16 protein-coding genes are annotated in these 16715 nt (G+C 61.2%); all 16 read left to right on the plus strand.

Features of this window, described 5'->3' with window-relative positions:
• Nucleotides 1–129: 129 nt before the first annotated feature.
• Nucleotides 130–4227: a DNA-directed RNA polymerase subunit beta gene (gene rpoB, locus G452_RS0103160; protein ID WP_022660806.1), complete on the plus strand. Its 4098-nt coding sequence runs from the start codon at nucleotides 130–132 to the stop codon at nucleotides 4225–4227.
• 80 nt (nucleotides 4228–4307) lie between these two features.
• Nucleotides 4308–8462 carry a DNA-directed RNA polymerase subunit beta' gene (rpoC, locus tag G452_RS0103165; RefSeq protein WP_022660807.1) on the plus strand — a complete coding sequence of 1385 codons (4155 nt, stop codon included), beginning with the start codon at nucleotides 4308–4310 and terminating at the stop codon, nucleotides 8460–8462.
• Between the two features lie 179 nt (nucleotides 8463–8641).
• A complete protein-coding gene (rpsL, locus tag G452_RS0103170; RefSeq protein WP_022660808.1) occupies nucleotides 8642–9013 on the plus strand; it encodes a 30S ribosomal protein S12 in 372 nt (123 codons plus the stop codon).
• A 117-nt stretch (nucleotides 9014–9130) separates the two neighbouring features.
• The gene (gene rpsG, locus G452_RS0103175; RefSeq protein ID WP_022660809.1) at nucleotides 9131–9601 is read left to right on the plus strand and encodes a 30S ribosomal protein S7; all 471 of its coding nucleotides are present in this window, start codon (nucleotides 9131–9133) and stop codon (nucleotides 9599–9601) included.
• A gap of 15 nt (nucleotides 9602–9616) precedes the next feature.
• Nucleotides 9617–11689, plus strand: a complete 2073-nt coding sequence (gene fusA / locus G452_RS0103180; RefSeq protein WP_022660810.1) for an elongation factor G — start codon at nucleotides 9617–9619, stop codon at nucleotides 11687–11689.
• A 137-nt stretch (nucleotides 11690–11826) separates the two neighbouring features.
• Nucleotides 11827–12144 carry a 30S ribosomal protein S10 gene (gene rpsJ, locus G452_RS0103185; RefSeq protein WP_022660811.1) on the plus strand — a complete coding sequence of 106 codons (318 nt, stop codon included), beginning with the start codon at nucleotides 11827–11829 and terminating at the stop codon, nucleotides 12142–12144.
• Between the two features lie 13 nt (nucleotides 12145–12157).
• Nucleotides 12158–12790, plus strand: coding sequence for a 50S ribosomal protein L3 (gene rplC, locus G452_RS0103190; RefSeq protein ID WP_022660812.1), 633 nt, complete (start codon nucleotides 12158–12160; stop codon nucleotides 12788–12790).
• Nucleotides 12791–12801: 11 nt separating this feature from the next.
• Nucleotides 12802–13422, plus strand: coding sequence for a 50S ribosomal protein L4 (gene rplD / locus G452_RS0103195; RefSeq protein ID WP_022660813.1), 621 nt, complete (start codon nucleotides 12802–12804; stop codon nucleotides 13420–13422).
• 2 nt (nucleotides 13423–13424) lie between these two features.
• Nucleotides 13425–13715, plus strand: coding sequence for a 50S ribosomal protein L23 (gene rplW, locus G452_RS0103200; protein ID WP_022660814.1), 291 nt, complete (start codon nucleotides 13425–13427; stop codon nucleotides 13713–13715).
• A gap of 3 nt (nucleotides 13716–13718) precedes the next feature.
• Nucleotides 13719–14549 carry a 50S ribosomal protein L2 gene (gene rplB, locus G452_RS0103205; RefSeq protein ID WP_022660815.1) on the plus strand — a complete coding sequence of 277 codons (831 nt, stop codon included), beginning with the start codon at nucleotides 13719–13721 and terminating at the stop codon, nucleotides 14547–14549.
• A 9-nt stretch (nucleotides 14550–14558) separates the two neighbouring features.
• Entirely contained in the window at nucleotides 14559–14834 is a 276-nt protein-coding gene (gene rpsS / locus G452_RS0103210) for a 30S ribosomal protein S19 (protein ID WP_022660816.1), read from the plus strand.
• A 13-nt stretch (nucleotides 14835–14847) separates the two neighbouring features.
• A complete protein-coding gene (rplV, locus tag G452_RS0103215) occupies nucleotides 14848–15180 on the plus strand; it encodes a 50S ribosomal protein L22 (protein ID WP_027188974.1) in 333 nt (110 codons plus the stop codon).
• An 8-nt stretch (nucleotides 15181–15188) separates the two neighbouring features.
• Nucleotides 15189–15830, plus strand: a complete 642-nt coding sequence (gene rpsC, locus G452_RS0103220) for a 30S ribosomal protein S3 (protein WP_022660818.1) — start codon at nucleotides 15189–15191, stop codon at nucleotides 15828–15830.
• Nucleotides 15830–16246, plus strand: coding sequence for a 50S ribosomal protein L16 (gene rplP / locus G452_RS0103225; protein ID WP_022660819.1), 417 nt, complete (start codon nucleotides 15830–15832; stop codon nucleotides 16244–16246). Before rpsC ends, rplP begins: the two co-directional genes overlap by 1 nt.
• Complete coding sequence (gene rpmC, locus G452_RS0103230) at nucleotides 16246–16443, plus strand: 50S ribosomal protein L29 (protein WP_022660820.1); 198 nt, start codon at nucleotides 16246–16248, stop codon at nucleotides 16441–16443. The genes rplP and rpmC overlap by 1 nt, the downstream gene beginning before the upstream one ends.
• Nucleotides 16444–16446: 3 nt before the next feature.
• The gene (rpsQ, locus tag G452_RS0103235; RefSeq protein WP_022660821.1) at nucleotides 16447–16713 is read left to right on the plus strand and encodes a 30S ribosomal protein S17; all 267 of its coding nucleotides are present in this window, start codon (nucleotides 16447–16449) and stop codon (nucleotides 16711–16713) included.
• Nucleotides 16714–16715: the final 2 nt, after the last annotated feature.

Here is a 16715-nt window from a genome sequence, read left to right on the forward strand (position 1 = left end):
AGCGTTTTAATTTACCATCCGCATTTCCCGTGAATACCGGCTCCCCGCCGGTTTTTGGCCCGAACGGGGTCGCTGGAGCTGCGCAAGGCAGTCCGTACCTAAACGCCAAACGTATCGCACGAGGGTACAATGGTTCAGCTTACAAAACAGTTCGGAGAAATCGTCAATGCCCTGCCCATCCCCCACCTGCTCGAGTTGCAGGTGGACTCCTACAAGCTGTTCTTGCAGGAGGATGTGCCGCCAGCCAGCAGGGAGGACATCGGCCTTGAGGGGGTCTTCCGTTCGGTCTTCCCCATCGAGGACTTCAACAAGACGGCCAGCCTTGAGTATGTCAGTTATGAAATCGGCGAGCCCAAGTACGACCAGTCCGAATGCATTTCCAAGGGCCTGACCTATGAAACGACCATCCGCATCAAGGTGCGTCTGGTGGTCTATGACGTGGACGAGGAGTCCGAATCCCGGACCATCCGCGACATCAAGGAACAGGACATCTATTTCGGCACGATCCCGCTGATGACGGAAAAGGGCACCTTCATCATCAACGGCACCGAGCGGGTCATCGTCAACCAGTTGCAGCGTTCTCCCGGCATCATCTTCGAGCATGATTCCGGTAAGACGCACTCCAGCCGCACCGTTCTTTACTCCTGCCGCATCATTCCCATGCGCGGCTCCTGGCTGGACTTCGATTTCGACCACAAGGACATCCTCTACGTCCGCATCGACCGCCGCCGCAAGATGCCCGCCACGATCCTGCTCAAGGCCATGGGCATGACCCGGCAGGACATTCTCGACTACTTCTACGACTCCGAGACGTACCTTCTCCAGGACGGCAAGGTGCTTCGCAAGGTCGTCGAGGAGCACTTCCGCAAGGAAGAAGCCTACGTGGATCTCGAACTTCCCGACGGCAAGGTCGTTTCCAAGGCCGGCGCGCCCATTTCCAAGGGCGGCTGGCGCAAGCTCGCCCGCCAGGGAGTCGAGACCATCGAGGTCGCTCCCGAAGCCCTGCATGGCCTTTTCCTCTCCCGCGACCTTGTGGACAAGAACGGCGAAGTCATCGCCGAGGGCGCCGAGGAGATCACCCCGGCTCTCATCGAGCAGGCCCAGGAAGCCGGAATCGTTGAGATTCCCGTGCTGTGGACCAGCGGCATGGACGTTTCCTCCTCCATGCGCGAGACGCTGATGCTGGACAAGACCGTGGACCTGGAAAGCGCGCAGATCGAGATCTACCGCCGCCTGCGTCCCAGCTCTCCCCCCACGGGCGAGATCGCGGCCACGTTCTTCGAGAACCTCTTCCGCAATCCTGACTATTACGACCTCTCCAGCGTGGGCCGCTACAAGCTGAATTCCCGTCTGGGCCTGGACCAGCCGCTGGAGAAGCGCACCCTGGCCAACGAGGACATCCTCACGGCCGTCCGCGTGCTCTGCAAGCTCAAGGACGCCCACGGACCGGCCGACGACATCGACCACCTGGGCAACCGCCGCGTGCGCCCCGTGGGCGAACTGGTGGAAAACCAGTATCGCATCGGCCTCGTGCGCATGGAGCGCGCCATCAAGGAGCGCATGAGCCTTCAGGAAGTGGCCACCCTGATGCCCCACGACCTGATCAACCCGAAGCCCGTGGCCGCGGTGCTCAAGGAGTTCTTCGGAACGTCCCAGCTCTCGCAGTTCATGGACCAGACCAACCCGCTCTCCGAGGTCACGCACAAGCGCCGTCTCTCGGCCCTTGGCCCCGGCGGCCTGACGCGCGAGCGCGCGGGCTTCGAGGTGCGCGACGTGCACACCTCCCACTATGGCCGCATTTGCCCCATCGAGACTCCGGAAGGTCCGAACATCGGTCTGATCGTCTCCCTGACGACCTATGCCAAGGTCAACGACTACGGCTTCATTGAGACGCCGTTCCGCGTGATCAAGGACAACAAGGTCACCAGCGACGTCAAATACGTCGACGCGACCATGGAGGCGGGCGAGGTCGTGGCCCAGGCCAACGCCCCGCTCAAGGACGGCGAATTCGTCAACGACCTGGTCACCGTCCGAATCCTCGGCGACGTGACCCTGGCGCCCCGTGAGGAAGTCACCCTCATGGACATCAGCCCGAGCCAGATCGTCTCCATCTCCGCCGCGTTGATTCCCTTCCTGGAACACGACGACGCCAACCGCGCGCTCATGGGATCGAACATGCAGCGCCAGGCCGTGCCCCTGCTGCGCGCCGAAAAGCCCCTGGTGGGAACCGGCATGGAAGCAACCGTGGCGCAGGATTCCGGTGCGTGCCTGCTCGCCGAGCAGGACGGCATCGTCCACTATGTGGACGCCGAACGCATCGTGATGTGCTACGAGGGCGGGATTTCCCCGAACACGGGCGGCGTCAAGAGCTACGAGCTGCTCAAGTGGCACAAGTCCAACCAGAACTCCTGCTTCGGCCAGCGCGCCCGCGTCAACGTGGGCCAGAAGGTCAAGAAGGGGCACGTGCTCGCGGACGGCCCGGCCATCCGCGACGGCGAACTGGCCCTGGGCAAGAACCTGCTCGTGGCCTTCATGCCCTGGTGCGGCTACAACTTCGAGGACTCCATCCTGATCTCCGAACGGATGGTCAAGGAGGACGTCTTCACCTCCGTGCACGTGGAGGAATTCGAAGTCGTCGCGCGAGACACCAAGCTCGGACCCGAAGAAATCACCAGGGACATCTCCAACGTCTCTGAGGAAATGCTCCGCAACCTCGACGAGTGCGGCATCATCCGCCTCGGCGCGCGCGTGCAGGCCGACGACATCCTGGTCGGCAAGATCACCCCCAAGGGCGAGACGCAGCTGACCCCGGAAGAAAAGCTCCTGCGGGCCATCTTCGGCGACAAGGCCCGGGACGTGAAAAACACCTCCCTCAAGGTTCCGCCGGGAATCGAGGGCACCGTGGTGGACGTGAAGGTCTTCAACCGCCGCTCCGGCGAGAAGGACGAGCGCACCCATAATATCGAGCAGTACGAGCTGGACAAGATCGACCTCAAGGAGATGAAGCACATCACCGCGCTGACCGACGCGCAGCGCGAAAAGATCATCCCCGTGGTGGAAGGCAAGGCCGTGGCCAAGGATCTGCCCGGAAAGAAGAAGGGCAGCCTTTACGCGGAAGGCGGCCAGCCGCTGGACGCCGAGGCCTTGGCGGAGATTCCGCTGAAGAAGCTGGCCGGGGTCTTCGAGGACGCCGACGTGAACAACGTCATCAAGGACTTCCTCGCCGACTACGAGCGTCAGATCAAGTTCATCAAGAACATCTACGATCTCAAGCGCGAAAAGGCCACCGAGGGCGACGATCTGCCTCCGGGCGTGATCAAGATGGTCAAGGTCTACGTCGCCGTGAAGCGCAAGCTCAGCGTGGGCGACAAAATGGCCGGCCGCCACGGCAACAAGGGCGTCGTCTCCTGCATCCTGCCGGAAGAGGACATGCCTTTCTTCGCCGACGGAACGCCCATGGACATCGTGCTCAACCCGCTCGGCGTTCCTTCGCGTATGAACATCGGCCAGATCATGGAAACCCACCTGGGCTGGGGCGCCAAGGAAATCGGCAACCGCCTCTACGCCATGTACGAGGAGGGGGTCCAGGATCTGCGCGTCCGGATCAAGGCTTCCCTGGGCGATACCGTGGACGAGCTCATCGACGGCCTCAGCGACGAGGAGCTTGTGGAGGCCATCAAGGCCAGCAAGAACGGCATCGTGACCAAGACGCCGGTTTTCGACGGCGCCGAGGAAGAGGAAATCTGGTCCATGCTTGAAAAGGCCGGCCTGCCGGACGACGGCAAGGTCGTGCTCTACGACGGCCGCACCGGCGTGCCGTTCCAGAACCGGGTCACGGTGGGCGTGATGTACATCCTCAAGCTGCACCACCTGGTCGACGAAAAGATTCACGCCCGTTCCACGGGCCCGTACTCCCTGGTCACCCAGCAGCCCCTCGGCGGCAAGGCCCAGTTCGGCGGCCAGCGTTTGGGTGAAATGGAAGTCTGGGCTCTGGAGGCCTACGGCGCGGCCTACATGCTTCAGGAGTTCCTCACGGTCAAATCCGACGACGTGCAGGGCCGCGTGAAGATGTACGAAAAGATCGTCAAGGGAGACAACTTCCTTGAAGCGGGGCTGCCGGAATCCTTCAACGTTCTCATCAAGGAACTCATGTCCCTTGGACTGGACGTGCACCTGGAGCAGGACGAGCCTCGCAAGAAGCCCATGCCGCAGCGTTTCGCGCAGTAGGGCGTTCGGCGATATTCGATTGTAACCGGCCCGGCCGAAAGGCCGGGCCAGTTAGAAATTCATAACCCCAAGGGGCAGCCATGACTTTGGACGATCTGTTCACCTTGCGTGGCACTCCCAGCGTCGGCGGCGCTGGTCGTGGATTGAAATCCATCAAGATATCCATCGCATCTCCGGAGAAAATCCGTGAATGGTCCTTCGGCGAGGTCAAGAAGCCGGAAACCATCAACTACCGCACGTTCAAGCCGGAGCGGGATGGCCTGTTCTGCGCCAAGATCTTCGGGCCGGTGAAGGATTACGAGTGCAACTGCGGAAAATATAAGCGCATGAAGCACCGCGGCATCGTCTGCGAAAAGTGCGGTGTCGAGGTTATCGCTTCCAAGGTGCGCCGCGAGCGCATGGGCCACATCGAGCTGGCCGCTCCCGTCGCGCACATCTGGTTCCTGAAGACCCTGCCTTCCAAGATCGGCACCCTGCTGGACATCACCATGGCCGATCTGGAAAAGGTGCTTTATTTCGATTCCTACATCGTGCTTGAGCCGGGCGAGACTCCGCTCAAGAAGCACCAGATCATCTCGGAAGACCAGTACCTCCAGGTGCTCGACCATTTCGGCGAGGATGCCTGCGAAGTGGGCATGGGCGCGGAAACCATCCGCAAGCTGCTCGAGGCTTTGGAGCTGGAAGAGCTGCGCGCCTCCCTGCGCGAGGAATCCCAGTCCACCCGTTCCCAGACCCGCAAGAAGAAGATCACCAAGCGGCTCAAGATCGTCGAGGCCTTCATCGAATCCGGCAACCGCCCGGAATGGATGATCCTCGAGGTCGTGCCCGTGATTCCGCCCGAGCTGCGCCCCCTGGTGCCCCTGGACGGCGGACGCTTCGCCACTTCGGACCTCAACGACCTCTACCGCCGCGTCATCAACCGCAACAACCGTCTGAAGAGACTGCTGGAGCTGGGCGCGCCGGACATCATCATCCGCAACGAAAAGCGCATGCTCCAGGAATCCGTGGACGCGCTCTTCGACAACGGCCGTCGCGGCAGGGCCATCACCGGCACCAACGGCCGTCCGCTGAAGTCCCTCTCCGACATGATCAAGGGCAAGCAGGGCCGGTTCCGTCAGAACCTGCTCGGCAAGCGCGTTGACTATTCCGGCCGTTCCGTCATCGTCGTCGGTCCGAGCCTGAAGCTGCACCAGTGCGGTCTGCCCAAGAAAATGGCGCTCGAGCTGTTCAAGCCCTTCATCTATTCCGAGCTGGAGCGGCGCGAACTGGCCACGACCATCAAGAGCGCCAAGAAAATGGTCGAGCGCGAAGACCTGGTGGTCTGGGACATCCTCGAGGACGTGGTTCGCGAGTATCCCATCCTCCTGAACCGCGCCCCGACCCTGCACCGTCTCGGCATCCAGGCCTTTGAGCCGCTGCTGGTCGAGGGCAAGGCCATCCAGCTGCACCCGCTGGTCTGCGCGGCCTACAACGCGGACTTCGACGGCGACCAGATGGCCGTGCACGTGCCGCTTTCCGTGGAGGCCCAGATCGAGGCCCGCGTGCTGATGATGTCTTCCAACAACATCCTCAGCCCGTCCAACGGCAGTCCGATCATCAACCCTTCGCAGGACATCGTCCTCGGCCTGTACTTCCTGACCACCCAGCGCAGCTTCGAGCTGGGCGAAGGCAAGGTCTTTGCCGGACCCTGGGAAGTCATCGCGGCCCACGACGGCGGCGCGCTCAGCCTGCACGCGGGCATCAAGGTGCGCATCGACGGCAAGCTCGTGGAAACCACCACTGGCCGCATCATCGTCAGCCAGCTCCTGCCCGAAGGCGTGGACTTCGAGGCCGTGAACTGCGTGCTGAACAAGAAGAACATCGCCCGGCTCGTGGCGCAGACCTATCGCGACGCGGGAACCAAGGCCACGGTCATCCTCTGCGACCGGGTCAAGGGTCTGGGCTACGAATACGCGACCCGCGCGGGCGTGACCATCGGCGTGAAGGATCTCCGGATTCCCGCGCGCAAGCCCAAGCTCATCGAGTCCGCGTACAACGAGGTCTCGGAGATCGAATCGCAGTACCGCGACGGCATCATCACCCGTACGGAAAAGTACAACAAGGTCGTCGACGTCTGGACCAAGACCACCAACGACGTTTCCAACGAGATGATGAAGGAAATGTCCGTGGACATCGTCCAGGATCCCAAGACCGGAGCTGTGGAGCACAACTCCAGCTTCAACCCTATCTATATGATGGCCACCTCCGGCGCCCGAGGCAACCAGGACCAGATGCGCCAGCTGGCCGGCATGCGCGGCCTGATGGCCAAGCCGTCCGGCGAGATCATCGAAACGCCCATCACCGCGAGCTTCCGCGAGGGACTCTCGGTTCTGCAGTACTTCATCTCCACGCACGGCGCTCGTAAGGGTCTTGCGGACACCGCCCTGAAGACCGCGAACTCCGGTTACCTGACCCGCCGCCTCGTGGACGTGGTCCAGGACGTGACCGTGTCCGAACTGGACTGCGGCACCGTGGACGGACTGGAGCTGACGCACTACATCAAGGGCGGCGAAGTGAAGCAGCCCCTGTCCGAGCGCGTCCTCGGCCGGGCCACCATGTTCGACATCTTCGATGAGGCCACGGGCGAGCTGATCGTCCCCGGCGACACCATCATCGACGAATACTACGCCGACAGGCTCGACAACGCCGGCGTAAACAGCATCATCATCCGCTCGGCCCTGACCTGCCGTTCCAAGCGCGGTGTCTGCGCCAAGTGCTACGGACGCGACCTGGCCCGCGGCCACCTCGTCAACGTGGGCGAGACGGTCGGCATCATCGCCGCCCAGTCCATCGGCGAGCCCGGCACCCAGCTGACCATGCGTACGTTCCACATCGGCGGCACGGCCTCCAAGGAAATCGAGCAGTCTTCCATCGACAGCCAGCACTCCGGCCGCGTGACCTTCTCGCGCATGCGCACGGTCATCAACAGCGAGGGCCAGCACATGGTCCTCGGCAAGAGCTGCCAGGTGGGCGTTGTGGACGAACAGGGCCGCGAGCGTGAAAAGTACGTTCTGCCCTCCGGCGCCAAGCTGCTGGTCCAGGAAGCCCAGGAGATCAAGAAGGGCCAGACCCTGGCCGAATGGGATCCGTTCAACGAGCCGTTCATCGCGGACGTGAGCGGTACCGTGGTCTTCCACGACATCATCGAGGGCAAGACCATCCAGGAACGCGTGGACGAAATGACCCAGAAGGCCACGTTCACCATCATGGAATACCGGACCACCAACTTCAAGCCCGCCATCTCCATCGTGGATGAGAACGGCGAGGCCGTGATGCGGCCCGGAACCTCCAGCCCCGCGGTCTTCCCCATGCCCGTCGGCGCCATTCTCATGGTCCGCGACGGCGACGTGCTCAAGCAGGGCGACACCATCGCCCGCAAGCCGCGCGAAACCTCCAAGACCAAGGACATCGTCGGCGGTCTGCCGCGCGTCGCCGAGCTCTTCGAGGTCCGCAAGCCCAAGGATCAGGGCGTGGTCTCGGAAATCGACGGCGTCGTTTCCGCCGGCCAGGAAACCAAGGGCAAGCGCAAGATCATCGTTACCCCGGAAGTGGGCGAAGCCAAGGAATACCTCATTCCCAAGGGCCGCCACATCACGGTCCAGGAAGGCGACTTCGTGGAGGCGGGCGACCTCTTGACCGAAGGCTACCCGGAGCTGCACGACATCCTCAAGATCAAGGGCGAGAAGCATCTGGCCCGCTACCTCGTCGAGGAGATCCAGGACGTCTACCGCTTCCAGGGCGTCAACATCAACGACAAGCACATCGAGATCATCGTCCGCCAGATGCTCAAGAAGGTCAGCATCCTCGATCCGGGCGGCACCACCTTCCTCATCGGCGAGCAGGTGGACAAGACCCGGTTCATGGAAGAGAACCAGAAGGCGCTGGCCGAGGGCTTCGAGCCCGCCACGGCCGAGCCGCTGGTCCTGGGCATCACCCAGGCTTCGCTGTCCACGGATTCCTTCATCTCGGCGGCTTCCTTCCAGGAGACCACCAAGGTGCTTACCGAGGCCTCGCTGATGGGCAAGGCCGACAGCCTGAGAGGACTCAAGGAGAACGTCATCGTGGGACGCCTGATTCCCGCGGGCACGGGCTTCCGCGAATACGCCGAAGCCGAGATCGACGTTCCCGAACAGCAGGAGCGTCCGGACAAGTTCCTCGAGGAACTGGAAGACAATCCGCTGCTCGTCGACGGCTAGAACACGTCCCAAGCTATTCGAACCAATGGAGAGGCTCCGGCCTCTCCTTTTTTTGGGCAGTGGCGGAGCAGGGGAGCCCCAAGTATAAAGTGGCGTCCGAGCCTTGACAAAGCCAAGGTTCTTGACGTACATCCCCGTCTCTTTGACTAGGATTCAGTAACACTTGTTTTGGAGGAGATATGCCGACTATCAATCAGTTGATCCGCAAGCGCCGGAATGCCGTGGGCAAGCGGAAAAAGACCCCGGCTCTCCAGGAATGCCCCCAGCGGCGCGGCGTGTGCACTCGCGTGTACACCACCACGCCGAAAAAGCCGAACTCCGCGTTGCGTAAGGTCGCCCGTGTGCGCCTGACCAACGGCATCGAAGTTACGGCTTACATTCCCGGTGAGGGCCACAACCTTCAGGAGCACTCCGTCGTGCTGATCCGTGGCGGCCGTGTGAAAGACCTTCCCGGTGTTCGCTACCACATCGTGCGTGGTACCCTGGACACCGCTGGTGTTTCCGATCGCCGTCAGGGCCGTTCCAAGTACGGAGCAAAGCGTCCCAAATAAGGCTTTTCGGAGCCCGTTTTCGTCTGAGTGACTCAATGTCCGGGGAGCGATGCCCACAAGTAGGGTTTTCCGGCGTCCTGAAATAACGTCCCCCCGGCCAGAACCAAGGAGAGCAAAATGCCGCGCAAAGGACCAGCGCCGAAGAGGCAGGTCAATCCCGACCCGATTTACGGGAGCCGCCTGGCGTCCCGTTTCATCAACCGCTTGATGCTCCAGGGAAAGAAGAGCGTAGCGGAAAGAATTTTTTACCAAGCCCTGGAGAACCTCGGCAAGGCTTCTTCCGAGGATCCCCTGAAGGCCTTTGAAAAGGCCCTGGAAAACGCCAAGCCGCACGTCGAGGTCAAGTCCCGCCGTGTTGGCGGCGCCACCTACCAGGTGCCCATGGAAGTCCGGCCCGAGCGCCAGTCTGCCCTGGCCATCCGCTGGCTCATCAACTTCGCCCGCAATCGTGGCGAGAAAGGCATGGTCGCGCGCCTCTCCGGCGAGCTTCTGGATGCCTACAACAATCGTGGTGGAGCCGTGAAAAAGCGGGAAGACGTACACAAGATGGCCGAAGCCAACAAGGCCTTCGCCCATTACCGCTGGTAGCGGAGGAGAGAGATCGTGGCCAGACAGGTTCCCAGGGAAAAGCAGCGCAACATCGGCATCATGGCTCACATCGATGCCGGTAAGACCACTACCACGGAGCGCATCCTGTTCTACACCGGCGTCTCGCACAAGATCGGCGAGGTGCATGACGGCGCAGCCACCATGGACTGGATGGTGCAGGAACAAGAGCGTGGAATCACGATCACCAGCGCAGCCACGACCTGCTTCTGGCGCGATCACCGCATCAATATCATTGATACGCCCGGTCACGTGGACTTCACCATGGAGGTGGAGCGTGCCCTTCGCGTACTCGATGGAGCCATTGCGGTCTTCGATGCGGTTGCCGGTGTGGAGCCCCAGTCCGAGACGGTCTGGCGGCAGGCGGACCGCTACAAGGTCCCCCGCATGGCTTTCGTGAACAAAATGGACCGGATCGGCGCGGACTTCTTCCGATGCGTCGATATGATCAAGACCCGCCTGGGCGCCAAGCCCGTGCCCCTTCAGATCCCCATCGGCGCCGAGGACGAGTTCCAGGGCGTGGTGGACCTCATCGAGGGCAAGGCGATCATCTTCGACAAGCCCGAGTCCCTTGGAATGGAATTCTCCACCACGGACGTCCCGGAGGACATGCAGGAGCTTTACGAGACCATGCGTCTCGAGATGCTCGAAGCTGTCGCCGAAGAGGACGAGTCCCTGATGGAAAAATATCTCGGCGGTGAGGAACTGACCGCCGAGGAACTGCGCGAGGGCGTGCGCAAGGCCACCGTGGCCCTGACCATCTGCCCCGTGCTCTGCGGCACCGCCTTCAAGAACAAGGGCGTGCAGCAGCTGCTCAACGCAGTCGTGGATTACCTGCCTTCTCCGCTCGACGTCGTCGCCATCAAGGGCGTGCACGCCGACACCGGCGAAGAGGTGACCTGCCCCTGCGAAGACGACAAGCCCCTCTCGGCTCTGGCTTTCAAGCTCATGACCGACCCGTTCGTTGGCCATCTGACCTTCCTGCGCCTCTATTCCGGACACATCGAGTCCGGACAGTCCGTTGTGAACACCCGCAGCGGCAAGAAGGAGCGCATCGGTCGTCTTCTGAAGATGCATGCCAACAAGCGTGACGAGGTCAAGGAAGCCTGGGCGGGTGACATCGTCGCCGCCGTCGGCCTGAAGATCGTCGCCACGGGCGACACTCTGGCCGATCCCAAGCTGCCCGTGGTTCTGGAGTCCCTGGACATCCCGGAACCGGTCATCGAGGTGGCCATCGAGCCCAAGACCAAGGCCGACCGCGATGTTCTCACCGACAGCCTGGCCAAGCTGGCCAAAGAGGATCCGAGCTTCCGCGTCAAGACCGACGAGGAAACCGGACAGACCCTCATCGCCGGCATGGGCGAGCTGCACCTCGAGATCATCGTCGACCGCCTGCTCCGCGAGTTCAACGTCAATGCCAACGTGGGCGCTCCCCGCGTCGCTTACCGCGAAACCATTACAAAAGCGGTCAAGGTTGACGTCAAGCACGCCAAGCAGTCGGGTGGTCGCGGCCAGTACGGTCACGTCGTGCTCGAGGTCGAACCCAACTCCGAAGGGGGCTACCTCTTCGAAGACGAGATCAAGGGCGGCGTGATCCCGAAAGAATACATCGCCCCCGTCGACCGCGGCATCCAGGACGCCCTCAAGAACGGCGTCATGGCCGGCTACCCGGTCGTCGATATCAAGGCCAAGCTGGTCTTTGGTTCCTACCACGAAGTCGACTCCTCGGAGCAGGCTTTCTACGTGGCTGGCTCCATGGCCATCAAAGAGGCCTGCAGAAAGGCTGGGCAGGTTCTGCTCGAACCGATCATGAACGTGGAAGTCGTGACCCCCGAGGACTACCTCGGCGACGTCATGGGCGACCTCAGCGGTCGTCGCGGCCGCGTGGCCGGCATGGACACCCGCGGAGGCGCGCAGGTTATTCGCGCCAACGTGCCGCTGTCCATGATGTTCGGCTACGCCACGGACCTGCGGTCCAAGACCCAGGGCCGGGCCACCTTCACCATGCAGTTCGATCACTACGAACAGGTGCCTGCCTCGTTGGCCGAGGAGCTGATCAAGAAGAGCTAGGCCCTGCCCGGCTTTTTACTTGACAGAACTGTGATATTGAGAGTAAGCCTTCGGACCGTTTTTATCTATTCGAAGGATCCCGCGCCCGCACTGAAACGACCGGGCGCGTTACGAAGAAACGTTTCAGGAGTACGCTTATGGCGACCATGACCAGTGATCGGATCAGGATCAAACTGAAAGCATATGATTATCGTATCCTGGACAAGGCGGTCACCGAGATCGTAGACACCGCCCGGAATACCGGTGCGGCCATCGCCGGACCCGTTCCGTTGCCCACTGATATTCACCGGACCACGGTCCAGAAGTCCGTTCACGTGGACAAGAAGTCCCGCGAGCAGTTCGAGATGCGCATTCACAAGCGCCTTCTCGATATTCTGGAGCCCACCCAGCAGACTGTGGACGCGCTTGGAAAGCTGTCCCTGCCTGCGGGTGTTGACGTGGAAATCAAGCTTTAATTGAGAGGATACCATGCCCAAAACGCTTGGATTGCTCGGAAAGAAGATCGGGATGACCCGAATCTTCAGCGACGACGGCAGCGTGTGCCCAGTGACCGTTATTGCCGCCGGGCCGTGTCCGATCATGCAGATCAAGTCCGACGATAAAGAGGGTTACAGCGCCTTGCAGGTGGCCTACGACGAGATTCCGGAGCGGAAGATCAACCGTCCCGAGCGCGGCCATCAGGCCAAGGCCGGGAAGGGCTTTTTCCGCCACACCGTCGAATGCCGCATCGAGAACGTCGGTGATTACGAGATCGGCCAGGAATTGACCGTTGATATGTTCAAGGCCGGCGACCAGGTCAAGGTCTCCGGCACCAGCAAGGGAAAAGGTTTCCAGGGCGTTATCAAGCGCTGGAACTTCTCCGGTCTGGGCGCTTCCCACGGCGCTGAAAAAGTGCACCGTTCCCCGGGTTCCATCGGCAACTGCACCTACCCGGGTCGCGTCTGGAAGAACAAGAAGATGCCCGGCCACATGGGCGCTCGGAACGTCACGCTCCCCAACGTGGAAGTGATCGATGTCCGCCCCGAAGAAAACATCATCGTGGTCAAGGGGCAGATTCCGGGCCCCAATAACGGCCTCGTGATGATCCGCAAGAAGAACTAGGGGAGTCCGTCATGGCCAAAGTGAACGTGTACGACCAGAATAATATGGAAGTGGGCAGCATTGAGCTGGCCCCTGAAGTCTTTGAGGTGGAGGTCAAACCCGAAATCCTTCATCTCGTGGTGCGGGCCTTCCGCGCCGCCGGCCGAGCCGGCACCCATGCGACCAAGAACCGCGCCCTGAAGCGCGGCGGCGGACGCAAGCCCTGGCGCCAGAAGGGCACTGGCCGCGCTCGCGCGGGCAGCACCCGTTCGCCTCTGTGGCGCGCCGGCGGCATCACCTTCGGCCCCCAGCCCCGGTCTTACGACTTCAAGGTCAACAAGAAGATCCGGAGCCTGGCTCTGAAGATGGCTTTGTCTTCCCGGCTTTCCGAGGAAGGTCTCAAGGTGATCAACAAGATCGACCTGCCCGAGATCAAAACCAAGGGCTTCGTCAAAGTGGCGACCGGCCTTGGCCTCGAAAAAGCCTTGATTGTTGCCAAGGATGCTGATACTAATCTCGTCCTTTCTGCCCGGAACTTGCCGGGAATTAAGGTGGTTGAGGCCGATAAGCTCAATGTTTACGATGTGCTCCGTTTTCCCTCTTTGATCCTTCTTGAGGGCGCGGCCGCGCACATCCAGGAAAGGCTGAAATAATCATGGACTACACCCAGATTCTTCTCAAGCCGCTGATCTCGGAAAAGGCCACCATGGCCAAGGAGGAGACGAACAGCGTAGTGTTCTACGTGCATCCCTCCGCCAACAAGATCGCGGTCAAAAAAGCGGTGGAGAAGGCCTTCGACGTGAAAGTCGAGGCCGTCAACATCGTCAACCGGAAACCCAGGGAGCGCCAGCGTTTTGGCCGTCAGGTTGGCCGCATCGCCGGTCACAAGAAGGCCTACGTCAAGCTCGCCCCCGGCAGCAAGATCGATCTGTTCGAAGGAGTGTAACGAATGGCTACCCGTTCTCTCAAACCGACCTCTCCGGGACGCCGTTTCCAGACCATCTCCACCTTCGAGGAGATCACCAAGGATCGGCCGGAAAAGTCTCTCACCGAGGGCCTGCCCAAGAAGGCCGGCCGGAACAACAACGGTCGCGTGACCTCCCGCCGTCGCGGCGGCGGCCACAAGCGGCTGTACCGGATCATCGACTTCAAGCGCGACAAGCGTGACATTCCCGCCACTGTCGCCGCCATCGAGTACGATCCGAACCGTTCCGCCCGTATCGCCCTCCTGCACTATGCCGATGGTGAGAAGCGCTACATCCTGGCTCCGGTGAACCTGAAGCCCGGTGACGTCGTCACCGCTGGCGACGACGCCGATATCAAGCCCGGTAACGCGCTGTACATCAGCAAGATTCCCGTGGGCACGATCATTCACAACGTGGAGTTGCATCCGGGCAAGGGCGGCCAGTTCTGCCGCGCCGCCGGAACCTACGCCCAGCTGATCGCCAAGGAAGGCAAGTACGCGCTTCTGCGCATGCCCTCCGGCGAGATCCGCAAGGTGCTCGTGACCTGTACCGCCACTGTCGGTCAGGTCGGCAACATCCAGCATGAAAAAATCTCCCTGGGCAAGGCGGGCCGTAATCGCTGGCTCGGCCGTCGGCCCAAGGTGCGCGGCGTGGCCATGAACCCTGTGGATCACCCGCTTGGCGGTGGCGAAGGCCGCAGCTCGGGTGGCCGGCATCCCTGCTCCCCGTGGGGCATGCCCACCAAGGGCTATCGGACCAGAAGCAAGAAGAAGGCTTCCAGCAAGCTTATCGTCAAGCGTCGCGGACAGAAGTAGGAGACAATCATGCCCAGATCGCTTAAAAAAGGTCCGTTTGTTGACGGACATCTGCTCAAGAAGGTCGAGCGGGCCAATGAGAACCAGGACCGTCGTGTCGTTCAGACCTGGTCCCGCCGTTCCACCATCACTCCTGAGATGGTGGGCCTGACCTTTGCAGTTCATAACGGTCGCAAGTTTATCCCGGTGTTCGTGTCGGAGAATATGGTCGGTCATAAGCTGGGCGAGTTCTCGCCCACCCGTACCTTCTTCGGACACGCCGCCGACAAGAAAGGCAAGAAGTAGGGGGTAGGGAAACATGGAAGCTAAAGCTGTCAGCAAGTTTCTCCGGGTGTCCCCTCGCAAGGTTCGCCTTGTGGCCAAAAACATTAACGGCAAGCCGGTAGAGGACGCGTTGAACATTCTCAAGTTCACGCCCAACAAGTCTGCTGCCATCCTGAGAAAAGTGCTTTATTCCGCCGTTGCCAACGCGGAACAGAAGCCCGGGGTGGATGTGGATTCGCTCAAGGTCTCCTCGGTCATCGTCAACGAAGGCCCGACCTGGAAGCGTATCATGCCGCGGGCCATGGGCCGCGCCTACCGCATCCGCAAGCGCACCAGCCACATCACCGTTGTCGTGAAGGAAATGTAGGTACCGTCATGGGTCAGAAAGTTCATCCGTACGGGTTCAGGCTGGGGTATACCAAGAACTGGCTTTCCCGCTGGTTCAGCAAGAAGGAATACGCCGATTTCGTCCTCCAGGACGACCGCCTGCGCAAGTACGTCAAGAAAAAGCTGTACCAGGCCGGCATCTCCCGCATCGAGATCGAGCGCGCCGGTGGTAAGGTTCGTCTCATCATCCACACTGCCCGTCCCGGCATCGTCATCGGCCGCAAGGGCGTGGAGATCGAGAAGTTGCGCGATGATTTGAGGAAAAAGTTCCAGACCGAGTTCACCATTGAGGTGAACGAGATCCGGCGTCCGGAAACGGATGCCCAGCTCGTGGCTGAGAACATCGCACTCCAGCTGGAGCGCCGAGTGGCCTTCCGCCGCGCCATGAAGCGCACCGTGGGCCTTGCCCGCCGCTTCGGCGCCGAAGGCATCAAGGTCTACTGCTCCGGCCGTCTGGCCGGCGCCGAGATCGCCCGCTCCGAATGGTACCGCGATGGTCGGGTTCCCCTGCATACGCTGCGCGCCGACATCGACTACGGGTATGCCATCGCGCAGACCACCTACGGTGTCATTGGCGTCAAGGTCTGGATTTTCAAGGGTGAAATTCTTGACCACGAGGTGGAACAGTAATGCTTGCTCCGAAGAAAACGAAATACCGCAAGCGGCAAAAGGGACGCGTCAAGGGCCAGGCCCAGCGCGGCAGCACGATCGCCTTCGGCGACATCGCGCTGAAGACCCTGGACCACGGCAAGCTGTCCAGTCAGCAGATCGAGTCCGCCCGTATTGCGATCATGCGTCACATCAAGCGTGGCGGTAAGGTCTGGATCCGCGTCTTCCCGGACGTGCCCATCACCAAGAAGCCCGCTGAAGTCCGCATGGGTAAAGGTAAAGGCTCTCCGGAGGGCTGGGTTGCCCCGGTCAAGCCCGGACGCATCCTTTATGAAGTGAAGGGCGTCAGCCTCGAGCTGGCCAAGGAAGCCCTCAAGCGCGCTTCCTACAAGCTGCCCGTCCGCACCACCATCGTGGTCAAAGAGGGGGTGGAATAATGCAGAGCGTCAAGGAACTTCGCGAGATGGAAGAGTCGAAGCTCGCAGAGACCCTGGCCGAAACCCGGCAGGAGCTCTTTACCCTGCGCTTTCGGCATGCCACTGCGCAGCTGGAGAATACCCAGCAGCTTCCGAACCTGAAGAAAACCATCGCCCGCATTCTCACTGTTCAGCGTGAACGCGCAATGGGAGCCTAAGATATGGCTGAGCTCAAGTTTAAAGGCAACCGCCGCGTGCTGACCGGAATGGTCGTCAGCGACAAGGCCGACAAGACCATTGTCGTCCGGGTCGAGACCCTGGTGAAGCACCCGTTGCTGAAAAAATATGTTCGTCGCCGCAACAAGTTCATGGCCCATGATCCGGCCAACGAATGTGGTATCGGCGACAAGGTGCAGATCGTCGAGTACCGTCCTCTGTCCAAGCAGAAGCGGTGGCATCTGGTCAAGATTCTTGAAAAGGCTGTGTAGGT

It is taken from the genome of Paucidesulfovibrio longus DSM 6739, assembly GCF_000420485.1.
Taxonomy (GTDB): Bacteria; Desulfobacterota; Desulfovibrionia; order Desulfovibrionales; family Desulfovibrionaceae; genus Paucidesulfovibrio; species Paucidesulfovibrio longus.